Genomic DNA, 17308 nt, shown 5'->3' on the forward strand with positions numbered 1-17308 from the left:
GATTAGACAAGTTGTTGTTATCTGGATTGGGACCGGCGCGGGAAAGGATGCCCACTGCCGGCCACCGGTCCTCTCCTTGAAACCCCGCCATTTTAGTCTCATTCCATCTGTTTCAATCTGACCCGCCTTTTATTGAGAAAAACTAAATCCATTTTTGCCTTAAACCGATGAAATAAAAGATTATTATCAGTCAATTCCACGCAAACGGACAGGTGCTATGGATTTACTACGTCGTTACCAAAAAGCAGGTGGTTTTCTTCAGTTGGTTCAATTGATCGAAACTTGTGCCCCACAAAAGCAGGCGCAGCTACTTGGAAGTGTGGAGAAGGAAAGTGTGGCCTGGGCCAATGAGGTTCGGGCAAAGATATTATCCATTGATCGAATCTTTGGCTGGGACGAACAGCCCTTGGCTGAAATTGTCTCCCGCCTTCAGGAACTCACGCTTTCTGTGGCCGTTCATGGCATTGACAAAACCCTGTGGGAGAAAGCGACTAAGACTCTTTCGCACGGGCAAAAACGACGTATTGACGACCTATCCAAAACCAAAGATCCCACACCAGGTGAGATCACCTCATCCTATATGAAAATCATTGCCGAAGTCCGTGACATGATCAACCAAGGCTACGTCCATTTGCCAAGCGTAGATCCGGGACTCATTATCGAAGAGGACATCGAGGATAGGCTCTCTAAGAGTCCGACTACGGGAATCACTCACCATTCTGCCGCGGCAACTCCTACCATTCAGCCTCCCAGTAAGCCACTTGCTGCCGTCAAGGGAAGCGACCAGGAACTGGGAATGGAAGTGGCCAAACTCCGCCACGAGAACCAGCAGTTACGGCAACAGGTGCAGGTCTTGAGTAATGAACTCAGTGCTGTTCGGAGTATTGTTGCCACAGTGAAAAAAGCCGTGGCCTAGGTTTGAGGGAGCTAATTTTCAGGTTTAGCGGAGAGCTCCGGCGAGCGATGGATACTGGAAGCGAAAGCCGTTTTTGACGGCCACCTCGGGCACCACTCTTTGACTGGACAAGATGGCGTCAGCAATCTCCCCTTGAGTGATCCTAAGCGCAATTCGTGGTACTGGCGGACCGACACGAACCTTCATGGCCTCAGCCAAGGCCTTGGTGAAATCCTTGTTACGAGCGGGGTTCAAGCTCACACCGTTGATGGGTCCCGTCAATCCTGGATTTTCCAGAGCCCAACGGATGAGGCGGGCCAAATCGACAACATGAATCCAACTCATCCACTGCTTGCCATTTCCCAATCGGCCACCCAAACCTAAACGGAAGAGAGGCCTTAATTTGGCGAGCAGGCCCCCTTCTCCCAGAACCAGACCGATACGAACCTGCAGTGAACGACAGCCCAAAAGGTCCTCAGCAATCTTAGCGGAGTTTTCCCACTCCTTACAGAGTTCGGCCAAAAAGTCATTCCCCAACGACGACTGCTCCGTCAGGTGCTCGTCACCTCTGTCACCGTAAATCCCCATGGCCGATCCGCCAATCCACACCTTTAAGCGGCATCCGGCGTTTTTGCCACCTTCAATGAGATTCATGGCGCTAAGGATTCGTGACTCGCGCAAAACTTCCTTTTGTTTCTTGCTCCACCTCCGACCATCGATGGATTCTCCCATCAAATGGATCACAGCCTCGACACCCTCAAAGGCCTCTAGGGGAGGTTGGGACCGGTAGTCGGTCCATTGAAACAATTCACAGGGAACAACAAAGGGAGCACCCGCTTGCGGCGCCTGGCGGGAAAAGATCACCAAACTGTGCCCCGCCTGATGAAGCTCGCGGCACAGCTCCCGCCCCACAAATCCTGTCGCTCCCGTCACCAGTATCTTCATAGTGTCTCATAATAGTAGATGCCCATCTAAAGCGCCAATCAATCGTACATTTTGGATGCAGGACGCAAACATTATGGTTTGTTAAAGATATCCCAATATGATGGCAAATTGGCGGAGAGATCAGTAACAGACTTAAGTGACAGATCTTGCCTGGCGATAAATAGCTATGATTCGCTGGTGTTCTTATTGTCAAAGATTCCTCTCTGAAGCTCCACCTTACGAAGACCTCGCCGTCTCCCATGGCGCTTGCTCCGAATGTGCCGCCTTGGGACCCACGGGACTAGATCAACAGGTCGATACCGGACGCGCGATCTCGGAACTCCAAGGACAGCTTTGGGAGGCTGCTAAGGGCGCCAATTATTCTGAAATCCAGAGGCTTCTTGGAATTGCCCAGGCCATTCGAGTGCGCAACAGCGATCTCCTCTTGGGCATGATTTCCCCCTTGCTCTACAAAGTCGGATTACACTGGGAAAAGAAGAAGCTGAGTGTTGCCGATGAACATAGAATCACACGTTTTTTTGAGCAGGTCTATCACCAAGTAAAAACCAGCTCTGAGCTAGATGTGCCACCTAGGAACAATAAATCTCAACCTGATGTGCTATTAATCAATGCTCCAAACAATCATCACACTCTTGCCGTACGATTCTTGGAAATGTGGCTAGAGGATCGAGGCATAAGTGTCATGGCCATTTACCCTGGCCTCCCTGCCGAGGAAGTGACCGAGCTTATCGCCAAAACCAAACCCAAGGCATTGGGGATCTCGATTTCCATGGAAAATCAGGCGACAGAGACTCTAAAGATTGTAGATCAAGTTCACCAGAAATTCCCATCGGTCAAGATCATGGTCGGCGGTTGCGCCGTCAAAACAGGGAAGTACACTCCCCTTAACCAGGATAAGGCCATTTGGTCGACCGTGCCGGAGGACCTGGCACAGCTGGTTGCCGCCTAATCAAGCAACTGAAAGAACTCTTTCATTGTCGCCACTGATCTAAAATCTTCGGCGAACTGACGGGCCAAGGCTCCAGACACCCAGACATCGAGTCCTTTTTTGGTTTCACTCCGCAGCTGACTTAAATAGTCAGGAAGGCCATCAAAGTTACTCTCAATCGGTGCGGCGCTCAAAACTAGAATCTTGGGCTTCACCCCTTTGATAATGTCCACGAGGGCTTCGATCGGGAGGTTGGCTCCAAAATTCAGGGTTGGATAGCCTTTAGATTGGGCCAGTTTGCTGGCTATAAGAATCCCCAACTCATGATAGTCCCCCTCTGGAGTGCAAAAGGCTATCAGTGGCTTATCTACCTGAGTTTCCGCCGATCTGGTTTTAATGATTTGATCGCGAACCAGAGCTGAGACTGCGTGCTCCTGAGACACACTTAACTCACCAGTGGCTACCATTCGACCCACCTCTGCCATCAGCGGAACGACGAGGTCGATGAGAAACTCCTCCACTCCACGCCGAACACGGTGGCGGTGAAGCTCTTCCAGCAGCCGATCCAATTGGTAGTCGCTCAACAGTTGAAGGAGCTCCTGGCGGTGTTGAATCAATGGCCCATAGGTCTCTGGAAGCAAAACTTCAATTTCTGCAGCCGACATTTTCGCTGCTTTGCGAATCGGGTAACCAAGCTCAACCAAGGCTTTAAGCGCTTTTAGACGCTCAACGTCCTCATAGGTGAAAGCCCTGTTTTTACCCTGGCGCTCGGGACTGACCACTCCATAGCGCTTTTCCCAGGCCCTAATGATGTGGACGGTCAATCCGGTTATCTGAGATACATGATTGATATCAAGCTTCATAACCTCAAAATATACTCATTTTCAGTAATTTACAAGCCTCTGTCTCATATTTTGTCTAGTTAAAACTATCTTTAACTAGACAAAGTGGGGCCATTTTGCTACTATTAGAGAAACTCAGGAGGGAGAAACAATGACAAATCTAGCAGCAACTTTGATGGCATTTTTTTGGGGGACTTCCTGCGCACATGGGGCTCTCAACCAATCTCAGCTGGAGGTGGTTCCCTCGGTCGACATCAATAGATATCTGGGCACCTGGTTCGAAATCGCCCGCTATCCCAATTCATTCCAAGGAGACTGTTTCGCTTCGACAGCTACCTATTCTCTTCGGGGTGATGGCAACATTAAGGTGATCAATCGCTGCAACGAAGGGTCCTTCGATGGACCCATCGATGAGGCCGTGGGCAAGGCCTGGGTTGTCGATCCTAGTACTAACGCTAAATTGAAGGTGCAGTTTTTTTGGCCCTTCGCTGGCAATTACTGGATTATCGATCTCGATCCTAATTATCAATGGGCTGTTGTGGGAGAACCTGATCGTCAGTATTTGTGGATTCTCAGTCGCACACCACAAATGGACAAAAACGACTACGAAGGAATTATTTCTCGCCTTACACCTAAGGGTTATGACCCTCAAGAGCTGATCATCACTCCTCAAAAGGAGACATTATGAAAATGCTTTCAACCGTCGGAGCAGGATGCCTGGTCATTGAAAGCGACCAGGTCCTGCTGGTTCAGCCAAACTATGGGCCCGCCAAAGGACAGTGGATGTTCCCCGGGGGCTTCATCAACGACAATGAGTCCCCAGAGGACGCTGCCCTGAGAGAGTTGTGGGAGGAAACCGGGCAGGTCGGAAAAGTCATCCCCCCCTTGTGCATTCGCTACCGGCAGGCCCCCACTGACATCTATTGGGTATTTCAGGTTGAACTCACACTCAATACCCCCATCTCAGTTCTTACTTCCGAGCTTTTGGATGTACGCTTTTGGCCAGTGAAGGAGGCCATCCACTCTCCGCTGGTGCGGCCCATGTCCCGGTTTTTTCTGGAGTCGGCCCTCGCTCCCCCACTCAGCAATGTGCCACTCCCTCGCGGTCACGATGACACCCATCGCGTGTTCTTTTTTGAACCCTCTGACTTCCATCATGCGCAAGTCCACTACCAACGAAACGAAAGGCTGGCACAATGAGAAAGTTCCTCCTCGCCGGCGCGGCCCTTCTCCTCTGCTCCCCCTCCTTGGCAACGGACACAGTCGTGTTTTCGGGCACGGCCTATAAATCCAAAAAAAAGCAGTCGATCGCCTACAACGAAACGCACGAGGTGACAGAGGTTTCCGGCCGGATTGTGAAATCCAAAACCACCTACCGAAACTCCCAGGGTGATATCATTGCTGTGCTCAGTTGTGACTACGGTAAAAACACCTACCTTCCTGATTTCACCTTCGAAGATCTGCGTAGCGGCAACTGGGAAAAGGTCGTGGTCACGGGTGACAAAGTAAACATCCAGTACCGGGACAACCGCCAGGCCGAGATTGAGGAACTCACCATGGACATCGACAAAAAGCTGAGCGGCAGTCAGGGTCTCAATCAGTTTATTGTGTCAAACCTGGAAAAGGCTGTGATGGGAGATCGTCCTGTTACCACCTTCATCCTACCCGCCCGCCAAACCACAGTCGATATGATCCTGATCGGCAAAAAGGGCGAGGATGGCCTGGCAAAGGTTGAACTCAAATTGCAGAACCCATTCTTGCGGCTATTTGCGCCAACCCTTGAATTGGTCTACGATCAGAAGTCGCAGAATTTGATCAGCTATTACGGCAACTCCAACATTTATACGGACACAGGAGACAAACAAAAAGTCCTGATTGAATACGACTACTCACAGGCTTCTCGAATCGCTGCCAAGAGGATTAAGAATGATCAAATCCCTAATTAACTTCCACAATAGACTGAGTGACAAAGATTTTATCTGGTTTCCCTTTACGGTACTGCGACCGAGACCAGAGGTCACCATCTCTCAGCCTCGCGTATGGCTGATGACCATTTGCTTCTCGTCCTATGGTCTTTTGGTTTTAATTCTTAAGTCTCTGGCCTTTGGCTCCTCCCCATATCCGGGCCTGGGCCAGGACTATTTTCTTCTCTTTATTGGCTTCTTCTTGTGGTTTCAGTTTGTCACGGCTCCTCTCTGGAACCAACGGGCTCAGACGATTGCTGTGCGCAAGGGCAAGCCCCATGGATAACACCCTTTGGGCCCACTTGGCCTTTGTTCTTGTCTATTTCTCCTTTGGCTGGTGGCTATCTATCAAAACGGACAAGTTTGCTTGGATTGATGTATTCTGGGTTTCGAGTTTCGTTCCGCTTGTTATTCACAGCTTTTTTTCCGTAGGGACATGGCCCCAGGTGATCCTTCACATTATGTACCTGGCCTGGTCTTGCCGCCTGAGCCTGCTCCTTTTAGCTCGTGTTTATGGAAAGGGTGAGGACTCCCGCTACGTGAGACTCCGCAATCATTGGGGCAACAAAGCCTCCCTCTACTTTTACTTTCTCTTTATTGCTGAGGGGGTCCTGGTTCTCCTTCTCCTCATTCCCATCTACCTCGTCAGTCAGTCCTTACACATAGAACTGGATTTCTGGAATTTACTTGCCGCCATCCTATTTATGATCTTTCTTATGGGCGAATCCCTGGCTGACTGGCAGAGAAATCGATTTGCAAAGACCCACTCTGGCCAAAAGAAGGTCTGTCGCTCTGGACTCTGGAAGTACTCACGGCACCCCAATTATTTTTTTGAGATCCTTATTTGGTACACATTTGCTCTCTATAATTTTGGTCTCAGTCGAAACCTGCTGAGCTTTCTTCCTGCCATCGTTATGCATCTCCTGATTTGGAAGGTGACGGGCGTCCCGCCCTCTCGTCAACAGTCATTGGAGTCACGAGGCGAAGCCTATCGACAGTATATGAAGACCACCAACGAACTCATTCCCTGGCCACCCAAGGAGATTTGATATGAAGGCCCTTACCATTGCTACCGCCCTATTACTCACCATCCCCACTTTTGGAGAAACCATGAGCCAAATGGATCGTATTAAAGATGTGTTTAATCGCTTGAGAGCCGACAATATGGAGATTCTCGATCAGTTTTATCATCCGGACGCCCGATTTATTGATCCTCTAGGAGATCACCAGGGCCGGGAATCGGTGAAGGCTTACTACTCAAATCTCTATAAAAACGTCACCGAGATCCACTTTGAATTCATTGACGATCTCTCCGTTGGCAACAAACATTTGCTGGTGTGGAAGATGCACCTGAAGGCCAAGGGTCTCAAAGGTGGGGAAACCGTTACACTAGACGGAAACTCCGTCATCCATTTCAACGACCAGGACCTTGTTAGCTATCACCGAGACTACTTTGATATGGGCGAGTTTATATATGAGCAGGTTCCCGTCCTGTCGTGGATCATTGGCAAAGTGAAAGACAGGCTCAAAAACTAAAAACTGGCTCCCATAATCGTTAAACCACAAAGTCCTTTATCAGTGAGGTCGGTCCTTTGCCGACCATTCTCCGCAAATCCTCACGCACCTTTTCGGCCGCAGGCTCGTCTTCGGGTCGCGTCAGTTACCTGCCGCGCCTCGTTCGGCCGAGCCTATTCCCTTCGGTCACTCAGCCTCCCGCCCTGCGCGACGGTGAGGATTCGGATTCACGGAAATGGCTCGGCAATCGGACCTACTCCCGGACAAAGGCAGCCCAGAGTTTTGTGGTTTAACGATTATGAGAGCCAGTTTTTAGGAACTAGCTTGAGAGAAGGCCGGTAAGGGATTACCGGCAAACGACATAAGTATAGTATTTTTCCAGTCCGGACTGTTTTTCCGGCAGGGCCACTCGGATAAAGGGCACCTTTTTAGTGTCGGCCGAGGTCGTGCTCTTGGTGATCAGGCGGTGTTCATATCCGACGATATTGCCCTTGGCGATATAGATCACAAAAGCCACATCACGAATCCCGTTGCTGTTCTCCAGGTGGGGAAGTTTGAAAGTGATGAAATAATCGGCACCCTTTTCCATGAACTTGGTTGGATTTGGCGCTGAAGCACCCATGGCCTTGAGTTCATCAACCGTTAACTTCTCTTTGATCGGACCGTAGGTCACGCGCACCGGCCGGTAGGGCTCCTGCCGCTTGTCAAAGTACTCAAAGCTTCCCTCTTCGCGCTCTTCAGCATTACTGAGGATTCCCTTGGTAAACATATTGGGCAGCGCGGCCAATCGAACATTGAACTTACTTTGCCGTCGGACTTCATAGAGAGAGAACATCCACTCGGTGAGTCCACCCTCCATCTTGTTGATGCCAAAGCCACAGCGAGGAGCCTCAAAGCGCGGATCGGCTTCATCCTCCACATACAAGGGCGATCCGTCATGTCCAAAAGAGATTCCAACAAACTCCAGATTTTCGATGGGAAAGTAAAAGTCCTCACCTGTTGGCGGAACTGGTGTGTTCGCCAGGGAAGTGGAAACTCCTGTAATCAGAGAAATGCCCAGAATGAAGCCGGCTAAGGCCCGTAGCTTACTTTTTTGCATGTTCTCTCTCCTCAGGAAAAATCGCTCGACGGAAATCAATGGTCAATTCCCTGTCCTGATCCTCTTCCGGCCACTCGATTTCACGACCCAAGTAGATGGATTTGGTTGCAGGGTCGTAGGTCCACCCCTTGTGAGGATGATTGGGAATAGTCATGTTTCCATACTTAACAACAATGGTCGCCGGATCCGGAGCCTTGTCCAGGGTGATACGGCTTCCCACTTTCTCCACAATGTCCTCAGCAATCTGAGCTAGGTCATTACCAAATGTGGGCGAACAAAGATTAAAGTAGTTGTCGTTGGCTCCAGCACTAGCCAAACTCAAAAAGGTCTCCAGCTTTTTGGGTTGCTCACCACCGTCACGAGAACAGCCGTCCACGCCCGGAGGAACATAGGCACCATAGACCAGGACTTTTTCAGGATCACCACCCTTAAAGTTCACCATCTCATTGTAGACACTGGTCGGATCCAATTTACTCTGGTCCTCGGCATCAGTTACAAAAACTACGGCTAAATAGGAACCCTTCCGGGAAAAATTCGCCACTGGATTCTGCAGAACCGGTAGGATCTGAGACAAAACTCTCTCTGTGGCATCACCGTTAGTGCCAACAATCATAGACTGGGCCAAAATATCCATACCATTGACCGTTCGCGGGGTCACATAAGAGCCCAAGGGGCCCTTTAGATTGCCTTTGTCTTTATCGCTGGTCGTGGTTACGCCAATACGGTAGTCGAGAATTACGCTCTGATTCAGTGCGGAGACAAACAGTACCGCATTGCGCTTTAAGTTCTCCTGATGAGTCTGCATACTTCCAGAATCATCAATGACAAAGAGAATCTCCACCATCGGACGGCGAATCTCCTGGGCGTCCTTCTTTTTCTGAATCACGCGCTCCAGGCCCTGATCAGGCAGAGGGCGCAGCATGGGAGTCGGCTCATTGTCTCCGCAACCAACGAGAATTCCCGCGGCCAAGGACAAACTTAAAACTCCACTGAGCACTCTCTCTATGGGGAATTTAGTTGGCTTTTTCATTGTCACTCCCCCCGTTGGCGCAAAACTGTTTCACGTTCACACGATAGTTGGCCAACTCATCAAACCAAACCTCACCGGCTTTGGTCTTAAAGGTCAAAGAATCCTTATTGCGGCTGCCAGTGTGACCCTTTTTGCTTGTCGGCTTGAGATCCTCACCTGGACCAGCCTTTGCCAATCGCTTGGCCGCGCTGTCCACCTGTTGGATCACTTCCACTTCCAGAACCTGCATGCGGGTCAGAGTATCATCAATTTCCTTCAGCTCCTTGGTGGCCAGAGCTTGAACCCGCGTACCCACCATCGACTTAATATTGGCCTGCTTGCTGGCCATCATCTCACCAAGCCACTTCTCTCCAGGCGTTGCAAAGTTCTTGCTCACAACAGCGGCCTCTCTCTCCAGAGCAGCAAAACCCTGGGAGAGTTGGCGGATTTTCTCGTCACGCAACACGCGACGAGGGAGATTGCTCACCACTCGACCTGCGGTCTCAACTTTTAGATCTGGGTGATTCATGGCCTGAATCAGCTGATCAACCGACTTTGGCCCTTTGTTTTGCACTTCGATCAACTGCTGAGCCCGTCCTTTGAACTTGTCCTTAAAGTACATCAGGGTCTTCACTGAGTTGGGATAGTCACAGATACTCAACTGAGCCAATCCGCGCAGATAATAGGTCTCAGGACCCACTAAGAAACCAAAATCAGTGACCATAAAGGTATTTGTTTGAGCCAACACATCCTCAGGCTTGTTCTGACGAATGAAAATCCAACCCATCTCTTCCTGAGCCTCAAACCAGTAGTAAGAGCTCTTAGGAACCTGACTATAATAGTTGGCTGCCACGTCCAGATAGCCGCGCTTGTAAAGCAATCGGGCAGCGGTGATGTTCATCAGGCCATCAGATACTGGGTTGACCTTATACTTCATCAAAGGACCCAACATTTTGGCGGCCTCGCCGACTTCGCCTTTGATGGCCAAAGCCGTCACTAACTGCCACTGGAGCCAAGCCCGTTCAGCCGTATCGGGAACGGTTTCAGTGATCATCTGCTCAATGGTCTTCAGATCCTCTTTACTGCGCAACTGTTGAGCCGTAGCTCTCACCCGAGCCGCCACACCGAAGGTTTTTGTCCACTCGGGGTCCCATTTAATCTGAACTTGCTTCCATACAGGAGCCGATCCAGGAGCGGCCTTTTTCCACTCGTTCATCAAAGACTGGGAAATGCTGGCAGGTTGATTCACCTGAAAAAGCTGTTCAATGCCTGTGGTTTCCAACCCGTTAGCAAACAGAATCAAGCCCAGAAGAGCCTTACCGTTGGCTGAGCTGGAAAAGCCAGTACCAGCCACTTCGGCGCCCCAATGTTTGAGGGCGTCAGACCACTTGCCTTGCACATAGGCTTCAACAAAGGGGCCAGTTGATTTTCCAGTCAGGGAACTCAACATGGCTCGGCGGCCTTCCTGAATTGCCGCCAGCTCCTGCGTACTCGCCGCTCCAAGGATCTGACCCAAATCCTCTCCATAAGAGGTAAAGGAAAGGCTGAGACCCAGAGCTATTAAAATTTTGCTGGCTTGCCTTAACATGGCCATTACTCCTTAAAGCATATACCCCAACGACAAACCAAGAACGGTCAGGTTCATGGTGTGTTTGCCCGTAAATCTCTCCGTATCATAGACCTGACGGCGCAATTCCATACGGCCCGTCAAATGCTGAGAGAACCACACACCCAATCCACCACCATAGGTGTAAGTGCCTGTTCCCTTTGAGGAGAGCTCCATCACTCCAGTACCTGCAGTCAGGTAGAGATCAAACTGGGTGATTCCTAAATCATAGAGACTCATTTTTCCGTAGATAGGATACCAATTCACCGTTGCCAAGTAACCCTGGCGGGGCTCATCCAGGTCCGGAACTAAAGGCTCGGTCAACTTGGGTTGAAGCCCATTGGAGATCAAGGCCTTGGCTTCGCTGGTCAGGGAGTTAAAAGCATAGAAGTAATTGAGACCAACCGACCAGCGATGATTGATGTGAAAGTGATAGGTCAATCCCAAGGTGTCCGTCGACAAGTAGGCATCGCCACCCACAAAGCTGGCCACCTGCGGGGAAAACTCATGGCGGAACTTCCTCGACACCGTCCGACCCTGAACAATCTTTATTTCGGTCTCAGGATGCAAAGCCTTGGCTTTGTTGTAAAGATCCTTGTTGCCACCAAGGGAGTCAAAACCCTCCATGATGTCGCCAGCCGAAGCTGACAATCCTAAGAGACCTACAATTAGGGTAAATATTAGATTCTTCATCATCATCTCCTAGTGCCCGCCCGGCCCGTAGTTACTATAATCCGGAGCATTGTCGGCCTTAATACGCTCCTCATCCAACCTGGCGCCCAACAGTTCCATCAACTCACTTTCGATTGGGGGCTGGCCAATCTTCTGCATCAATATCCGACGTTTTTCGGTGACTTCCTTTACCAGGTCGTCGCCCGTTACCGTTGTTCTGCTGAATACTTTAAATTCAAATTCAATAATTTTGGGCAAATCCAGCTCAGGAGTGGACTTGGGTGTCCAAGCCACGTGGCAGTCCGTATCTTTGCTGCTGTCTCCGTCCATACAGGCAATCATCAGGCCTGGGAATTTCTTCCAGTCTGTGACCCATTCAATTGAGGTCTTACCTTCGCCGCGCCGATCGATGATGGAAAAGGAGAAGTAGTTCTCTTTGCCTTCATAGAAGATCACAGAGTCTTTCTCGTTCCAGGTGACCACAGGCTCCTTCAGAGAGGTGCGAATGACCACTGTCTGCTTGGAGGTCTCGGAAGGTACTAAGTGACGATTGACGGCCTGGAGACCAAAGTAGTGGGTGTCCGAGTCGTCAGTCAAATTGTGCTCCCCGCTCAGAGAAATAGACACCTTAAATGTCCACACCTGTGGGTCAGTTTCGTCCCTCTTAGGATCATCGTCGATGGACATCATCGACGTCAGACTGCTGCTTTCGTGAGTTTCCACTAAACGCAGGACCGGAGGTTTGCCAGTCAAGGGAGAAGTTGTCGAAACCGACTCAGGATCGCGCACTTTTACTTCAAAGTTAAAACTATCGCCTTCACGAATCCCCTTAGGCGGCATCTCACCCACCTGAATGATCTCGGGACCCATGTCTGCACGGAAAACAATAATCTCCACGTCCTTACGACGGGACAAATGGGTCTTTCCCCGTTTTGCGTTCAGCGCCACGGTGATGCGGGTCCGGCGCACGGCCTGGTCGCCCACCCAACCCTGAGGGGGAGTCCACAGAATAGTCTGCTGATGGTTGTCAGCAGAGGCCGTAGCTTTTGCCGCATCCATCCGCCGCTCAAGTCCTTCGATTTCCAAAGTGTAATCGGTGTCAGGAAGAAGTGCGCGACTGGAAATCACCACTTCCTTTTCTTCACCCTCAACAAACTCATAGAATAAATCGGTATCGATCTGCAGCGAATCCTCAGGCAACACATCGGCAGCTGGGGACTCAGTTAGCTTTTCTGGCGGAATCGCCCGTTTAATATTGTCCGGCTGACCGTCCATGGGATTTTGGTTTTTAAAACCCGAATCACATCCCACGACCAGTGCCGTGATCATTGCTAGCAGGACAAACATCTGACGGCCCATTACTGACTCCTTCATATTCCTCACCCATGACCCTTCCGCTTAAGCATGTAGGGATAGGAAATCTTCACTTCCATTCCGCCCTTAGGAATTGGAAATTGCCACGTTTTCAATCTTTGCAGGACACAACTTTCGACAATCTTCGAGTTCAAGGTCGAGCTGGCAACCGCTGCCTGACTCACCAATCCATCGGAACCGATGGAAAAGCGCAGGGCAATCCGTCCATTCAGGCCCGGATCACTCTGTAGGCCTTGTTCATAGCAGAAGAGAACCTGGCCTTTGTTGGCCTCCATCACACGAGCCACGGCATCTCTGTCCAAACCACCATCAATGATGGCTTCTGTGCCCAGTGGGATGGAGTTGTTGCCGGCCGAGCCAATCATGGTCAACTTTCCATACCCGGCGCGACCGCCACCCTTACCTTTGGTTCCGTAGCCACCGCCACCGCGAATATTGCCACCCTCACCGAGAGGGGCCGCAACCAAACCTTTTCCGTAAAGGCTGGTCTGAACACCACCGCTCCCTTGTGTACCGCCACCGAGGCCAACGCCGGCAGAGGTTTGGGCCGCTCCTAAGTCAAGACCGCCACGCTGCTTGGAGTTCTTCAAACTTCCAAGAACACCCAGAGCACCCATGCGGCTCACACTTCTCTTTGTCGAGGCTGTCTTCGTCGGCTTGGTTTCAGCACGGCGAAGATCAAAGCTGCCCGCCTGAATACGAACCGTCTGAGGCGGCGGAGGAGCTCGCTTGACCACCTTTAATACGTGCTCTTTAAGTTCCTCTTCTAATTCAGGGCTCATTTCAGGAACAAAATTGAGACCGATGACAAATGCTATCTGCAGCATAAAAACAATAGACAAACACCAGTAGAAAACACGGTTGGACTCATGCTGTTCGGGCTCGTTGTGGTCCAGCTTCTGAATATCCGGAGCCAACTTCACCCGACTGCCATTGCCAAATTCAAAATCACCGGCTTTGAGGGTCTCACTGTTGAGGGGTCCCAGGAATTGATAATCCGTGCCCTCATCCCCGAACTGCTCGGGACTGGAAGTCACCTCGATACGACCGGACTCGATATGCCTGATCACCGACAATTGAACTCCGCCATCCCAAGGAATGGTGCGAACCACTTCGCCAAAATTGTTTTCGATCACTAAGGGCTTTGTCACAGCCATTCTCCTAGTTCTGGTCCGCCGAGTCTTCCACCCGGTCATCAAAGTCTTTGCGAATCTTCAAAAGCTTGCTGAACACTTTTTCTTCTTCAACTGTCACCACGGACTCGTTGGAGAAGTGGTAGCGTCCCTGGATCAATAGGTCCTCAAAGCTCAAATCAGTTCCCGAGGCCTTCGCTTTCTTTTCTGCGGCCAAGGCTCCGCTGCTTAATCCAACTAACAGTGTTACCAAAATCAAACGGTTCATCACTGCTTACCCCCCTCTTGCGAAGATCCAGCGTTCGCCATGCCCTTTGCCAGGCGGCCTTCTAGATAGGTCACCATCACCGCATTGTTGCGCTGCTTTTCCAGATCCATCAAAAATCGAAGCTTTTCCAGGTTGAGCGGATCAGCCTGAACAGCGCTTCGTGCCTGTGCCACTTGAGGCGTCAACTCACTCTTACCTGAAAACTCCTGGGAGGGCGCCTCACCCAAAGCCGTTTGCCACTGGGTTTTAAGACTTTCAGGAGCGACGGCTGCCGCGACATCAAGCTGACTCTTAAGCAACTCACGCACTTTGCCTTTTTCCGCCTGAACCATTCCACTCAACTGAGTAGTGGCCTGTTGGTTACCCCAAAACTCCTGAGCCTTTTGCCCTACTTCCTGCGACTTCAATAGATGCGGATTCGCCTGTTCAGAGAGAAGTCCCAGGTATTGCTGCTGCTCCTCCGGAGTCAGGCCCTGAGGCATGGGCAGAGCAAGGATGTTCTCATAAAGGCGCTGTGATTCACTGGCCAAAACCTGAAGAGTGGTTGCCTGAGCAATCCAATCTTTGGAATTAAGGGCCTCAGCCGTCATTTTCTCAAAGTTCTCAAGCAATCTAATGCGAGCCTTCAGAGTGCGACCGAGGCGACTCTGGCTGCGAGTGTCGATCTGATGACCCATCAACTCTTTCTGGGCCTTGCCGATCTTGTTCAGCAACACCTGGCGCTGGAAGACCTTGCCACTGGATGTGGCTGCCAATTCCTTATCGTTCACCATTTTGTTGAAAATCTTAGAGCTTCTACTCTCAGCATACTGCTCCAGGTACAAGCGAGCCAAAACTTCTGAGTTCTTGGAGAGGATCTTTTCGTGGAACCCCAGTTCCTTTTCCGGCTGTTTGGACTCGTTTACCAATCGAGTAGCTATGGCAACATTTTTTTCGCTGTTGTTGGAGACCTTTAGGTACTCACGCAAGTAAGGTCCAGAGTCCTTCTCCGCCAAATCGGCCAACATGGCCAATCGCAATTGGCGGTCCTCTGGAGACAGAGAGGCCAACTTCATCTTTTCAGAGTAATGAAGTGCCGTGGTAAAGTTCAGCCTGAGCTCTGACGCCCAAACCAATTTGCCCATGGCAAACTCTTTATCTTCAGCCGACAAACTCGCAATGGTCAGGAGGGTCTTCGCAGAGGACTCCAGCTCATCCCACTTGCTCAGTTTTTCAGCCAAGATGGTGCGGTTTCGATAATAATTGATTTTTTCTGGTTCAGAGGCTCCATCCAAAGAAACCTTGGCCAACAGAGCCCAGGACTGCTCCAACTGATCTAGCTGGTCTCCGGTTTTCACCGCCGCGGCGGCCTGATTCATTAACGAAGCGCGAGCGGCCTTTAGGAAGTCCTGACTACCATCTTTGAACACGCGAGCAAATTCACCCGCCCACTTTTCGATGCGCAAGTCGTCTTTGAGGATCACGAGGGTATCAAGAGCCAAATCTGCCGCTTGTTTCTTAATCTTTTGGTCACCCTTACCCGGCATCATTGCCAGGGCATAGAGCTCATTAGCAGCCGTTGAGTAATCACCACTTTCGTAGACCATGTAGGCAAGCTGGTACTGAACCTTAAATTTGTGCTCGCTGTCTTCAGACTTACTCAGGAAGTTGGCGTAAGCCTTTTGGAGAAGACCCTTGTTCTTAGACATCTCAGCCACTTCAATTTGATTGAGAAGGGTTCCTTCCAACTTGTCCTGCAATTCCTTACGGGCTTTTTTGTCGAGCTTCTGGTTGGAAGCCAGATCCTGAGCCATAAGGCCAATTGTCGAATCAAATAATTCAAAGGACTTGGGATACTGCTTAAGCTCCTTTGCCACAAGACCGGCGTAAAGAGACATATCCATATCCGTTGGAAAAAGAGGCAAAAAGGCCAAGTAGCCTTCAAGAAGTTCCTGACTGGGCTTCTGTCTTTCTTCCTTATTCCAATTCACCAGGAAGTTTTTCAGACGCGTGCGAATTTCAGCACACACGGGATCATTCTGGTCCCTACAGTCATTAGTTTGTGGCCAAGTCTTGAGTGCTGCATGAAAGTCAGCAATGGCCGGCTCACGCAGCTTGGAGGTCATTTCCAGTTGAGCCAACAGAGTGAGACCGGTGAGTCTTTCCTTCGGACTGGTCTCCTTGGAAAGAACAAACCGCCAAACCTCAATCGCCGGTCCAATCTTGCCCATTCTCTCCAACTCTTTGGCCAGATATGCGGCATTGGCACGAGCGGCAGTTTTAGGACTCAACTCAAAGAGCTGCTTAGCCTGATCTAGAGTAATGGACTGACGACCAAAAAAGGTGGCCAAATCACGGGAAACTTCAGCTTGAAATTCAGCATCTGGTTTCACCACTCCGGGCTCCAGACCACGGGTCAACAAGACCGGGGACTGCAATATCTCGATCATGGCTTCGGAAGCTCTTCTGTCATCACCTAGGTTGAACAAGCTCCAACCGCGACGATAGGCAGCCAATCCTCTGCCACCCGATTTGTCGTTGGCCATGACATTTTCGTAATGAGGAATCGCGTTGCGAAATTCCCCTTGCCGAAAATAGATTTCGCCCATAGAGAGATTTGCTTCACCAATCGCTGCCTGATCCTGACTGTTCTTCAAAATGTGTCCATAGGCACCGATGGCCTTTTTCTTTTCGCCTACCATCTCATAGAGATGGCCCAGCTGGGTGTAGATGGCACCCTTGTCGGCCCCATCCTTACCCGCCAAGATTTTTTCGTAGAGGTCGATGGCCTGCTGCCGATCTTCGGTACCCGCAGTGCACTCAGTGCATCCCTTTTCCAACTCGTTAACGGACAGCAAACGGGCCCGTTCGGCATGGAGATCAGCCAAACGGAGAACCATGTCCTTGCGTGAAGGATCATTTTCTGGCAGGCGAGCCAAAACATTCCGCAGCTTCTTAATCAAAACAGTCTCAGCCGTCAGATCCACCGCAAAGGCAGGTAGAGCGGTCAGCACAACCAGCGCCGCTGCTCCTATTTTTATTGTGTTTTTGAATCTGCCCATTGTTTTCACCATCATCC

The 17308-nt window shown here is 50.5% G+C and carries 18 protein-coding genes; 8 read left to right on the forward strand and 10 right to left on the reverse strand.

The features are described 5' to 3' along the window. Positions 1–217: 217 nt before the first annotated feature. Positions 218–916 (forward strand): hypothetical protein, encoded by a 699-nt coding sequence (locus tag H6624_15115; protein ID MCB9085675.1) that lies wholly within the window; start codon positions 218–220, stop codon positions 914–916. A 24-nt stretch (positions 917–940) separates the two neighbouring features. Here the strand turns inward: H6624_15115 and H6624_15120 are convergent, their stop codons facing one another. Then, the gene (locus tag H6624_15120; protein MCB9085676.1) at positions 941–1840 is read right to left on the reverse strand and encodes a TIGR01777 family protein; all 900 of its coding nucleotides are present in this window, start codon (positions 1838–1840) and stop codon (positions 941–943) included. 166 nt (positions 1841–2006) lie between these two features. Between H6624_15120 and H6624_15125 the strand changes: the two genes are divergently transcribed. After that, on the forward strand, positions 2007–2789 hold the full coding sequence (locus H6624_15125) for a cobalamin B12-binding domain-containing protein (protein MCB9085677.1): 783 nt from the start codon (positions 2007–2009) through the stop codon (positions 2787–2789). On the opposite strand, the gene H6624_15130 is transcribed toward H6624_15125, so the two are convergent. After that, on the reverse strand, positions 2786–3631 hold the full coding sequence (locus H6624_15130) for a MerR family transcriptional regulator (GenBank protein MCB9085678.1): 846 nt from the start codon (positions 3629–3631) through the stop codon (positions 2786–2788). The genes H6624_15125 and H6624_15130 overlap by 4 nt on opposite strands. Positions 3632–3761: 130 nt before the next feature. Between H6624_15130 and H6624_15135 the strand changes: the two genes are divergently transcribed. From H6624_15135 to H6624_15160, 6 genes are read left to right on the forward strand one after another with little or no spacing between them, the layout of a single operon-like run. Then, a complete protein-coding gene (locus H6624_15135) occupies positions 3762–4298 on the forward strand; it encodes a lipocalin family protein (protein MCB9085679.1) in 537 nt (178 codons plus the stop codon). Beyond that, positions 4295–4810, forward strand: a complete 516-nt coding sequence (locus H6624_15140; protein MCB9085680.1) for an NUDIX hydrolase — start codon at positions 4295–4297, stop codon at positions 4808–4810. The genes H6624_15135 and H6624_15140 overlap by 4 nt, the downstream gene beginning before the upstream one ends. Further along, a complete protein-coding gene (locus tag H6624_15145; protein ID MCB9085681.1) occupies positions 4807–5556 on the forward strand; it encodes a hypothetical protein in 750 nt (249 codons plus the stop codon). Before H6624_15140 ends, H6624_15145 begins: the two co-directional genes overlap by 4 nt. Beyond that, positions 5537–5860: a hypothetical protein gene (locus tag H6624_15150; GenBank protein MCB9085682.1), complete on the forward strand. Its 324-nt coding sequence runs from the start codon at positions 5537–5539 to the stop codon at positions 5858–5860. Before H6624_15145 ends, H6624_15150 begins: the two co-directional genes overlap by 20 nt. Next, complete coding sequence (locus tag H6624_15155; protein MCB9085683.1) at positions 5853–6623, forward strand: DUF1295 domain-containing protein; 771 nt, start codon at positions 5853–5855, stop codon at positions 6621–6623. The genes H6624_15150 and H6624_15155 overlap by 8 nt, the downstream gene beginning before the upstream one ends. A 1-nt stretch (position 6624) precedes the next feature. After that, positions 6625–7110 carry a nuclear transport factor 2 family protein gene (locus tag H6624_15160; protein ID MCB9085684.1) on the forward strand — a complete coding sequence of 162 codons (486 nt, stop codon included), beginning with the start codon at positions 6625–6627 and terminating at the stop codon, positions 7108–7110. A gap of 325 nt (positions 7111–7435) precedes the next feature. Here the strand turns inward: H6624_15160 and H6624_15165 are convergent, their stop codons facing one another. The 8 genes from H6624_15165 to H6624_15200 are packed head-to-tail and all read right to left on the reverse strand — an operon-like array spanning position 7436 to position 17291. Then, positions 7436–8188 carry a hypothetical protein gene (locus tag H6624_15165; GenBank protein ID MCB9085685.1) on the reverse strand — a complete coding sequence of 251 codons (753 nt, stop codon included), beginning with the start codon at positions 8186–8188 and terminating at the stop codon, positions 7436–7438. Beyond that, entirely contained in the window at positions 8175–9218 is a 1044-nt protein-coding gene (locus H6624_15170; GenBank protein ID MCB9085686.1) for a VWA domain-containing protein, read from the reverse strand. The genes H6624_15165 and H6624_15170 overlap by 14 nt, the downstream gene beginning before the upstream one ends. Continuing rightward, positions 9202–10785: a hypothetical protein gene (locus H6624_15175; protein MCB9085687.1), complete on the reverse strand. Its 1584-nt coding sequence runs from the start codon at positions 10783–10785 to the stop codon at positions 9202–9204. The genes H6624_15170 and H6624_15175 overlap by 17 nt, the downstream gene beginning before the upstream one ends. A 12-nt stretch (positions 10786–10797) precedes the next feature. Beyond that, complete coding sequence (locus tag H6624_15180; GenBank protein ID MCB9085688.1) at positions 10798–11496, reverse strand: outer membrane beta-barrel domain-containing protein; 699 nt, start codon at positions 11494–11496, stop codon at positions 10798–10800. A gap of 9 nt (positions 11497–11505) precedes the next feature. Further along, positions 11506–12849 (reverse strand): hypothetical protein, encoded by a 1344-nt coding sequence (locus H6624_15185; GenBank protein ID MCB9085689.1) that lies wholly within the window; start codon positions 12847–12849, stop codon positions 11506–11508. A 5-nt stretch (positions 12850–12854) separates the two neighbouring features. Further along, positions 12855–14000, reverse strand: a complete 1146-nt coding sequence (locus H6624_15190) for an AgmX/PglI C-terminal domain-containing protein (GenBank protein ID MCB9085690.1) — start codon at positions 13998–14000, stop codon at positions 12855–12857. 10 nt (positions 14001–14010) lie between these two features. Beyond that, positions 14011–14250 (reverse strand): hypothetical protein, encoded by a 240-nt coding sequence (locus tag H6624_15195; GenBank protein MCB9085691.1) that lies wholly within the window; start codon positions 14248–14250, stop codon positions 14011–14013. Further along, complete coding sequence (locus H6624_15200; protein MCB9085692.1) at positions 14250–17291, reverse strand: tetratricopeptide repeat protein; 3042 nt, start codon at positions 17289–17291, stop codon at positions 14250–14252. The genes H6624_15195 and H6624_15200 overlap by 1 nt, the downstream gene beginning before the upstream one ends. Between the last annotated feature and the right edge of the window lie 17 nt (positions 17292–17308).

It is taken from the genome of Pseudobdellovibrionaceae bacterium, assembly GCA_020635075.1.
Taxonomy (GTDB): domain Bacteria; phylum Bdellovibrionota; class Bdellovibrionia; order Bdellovibrionales; family UBA1609; genus JADZEO01.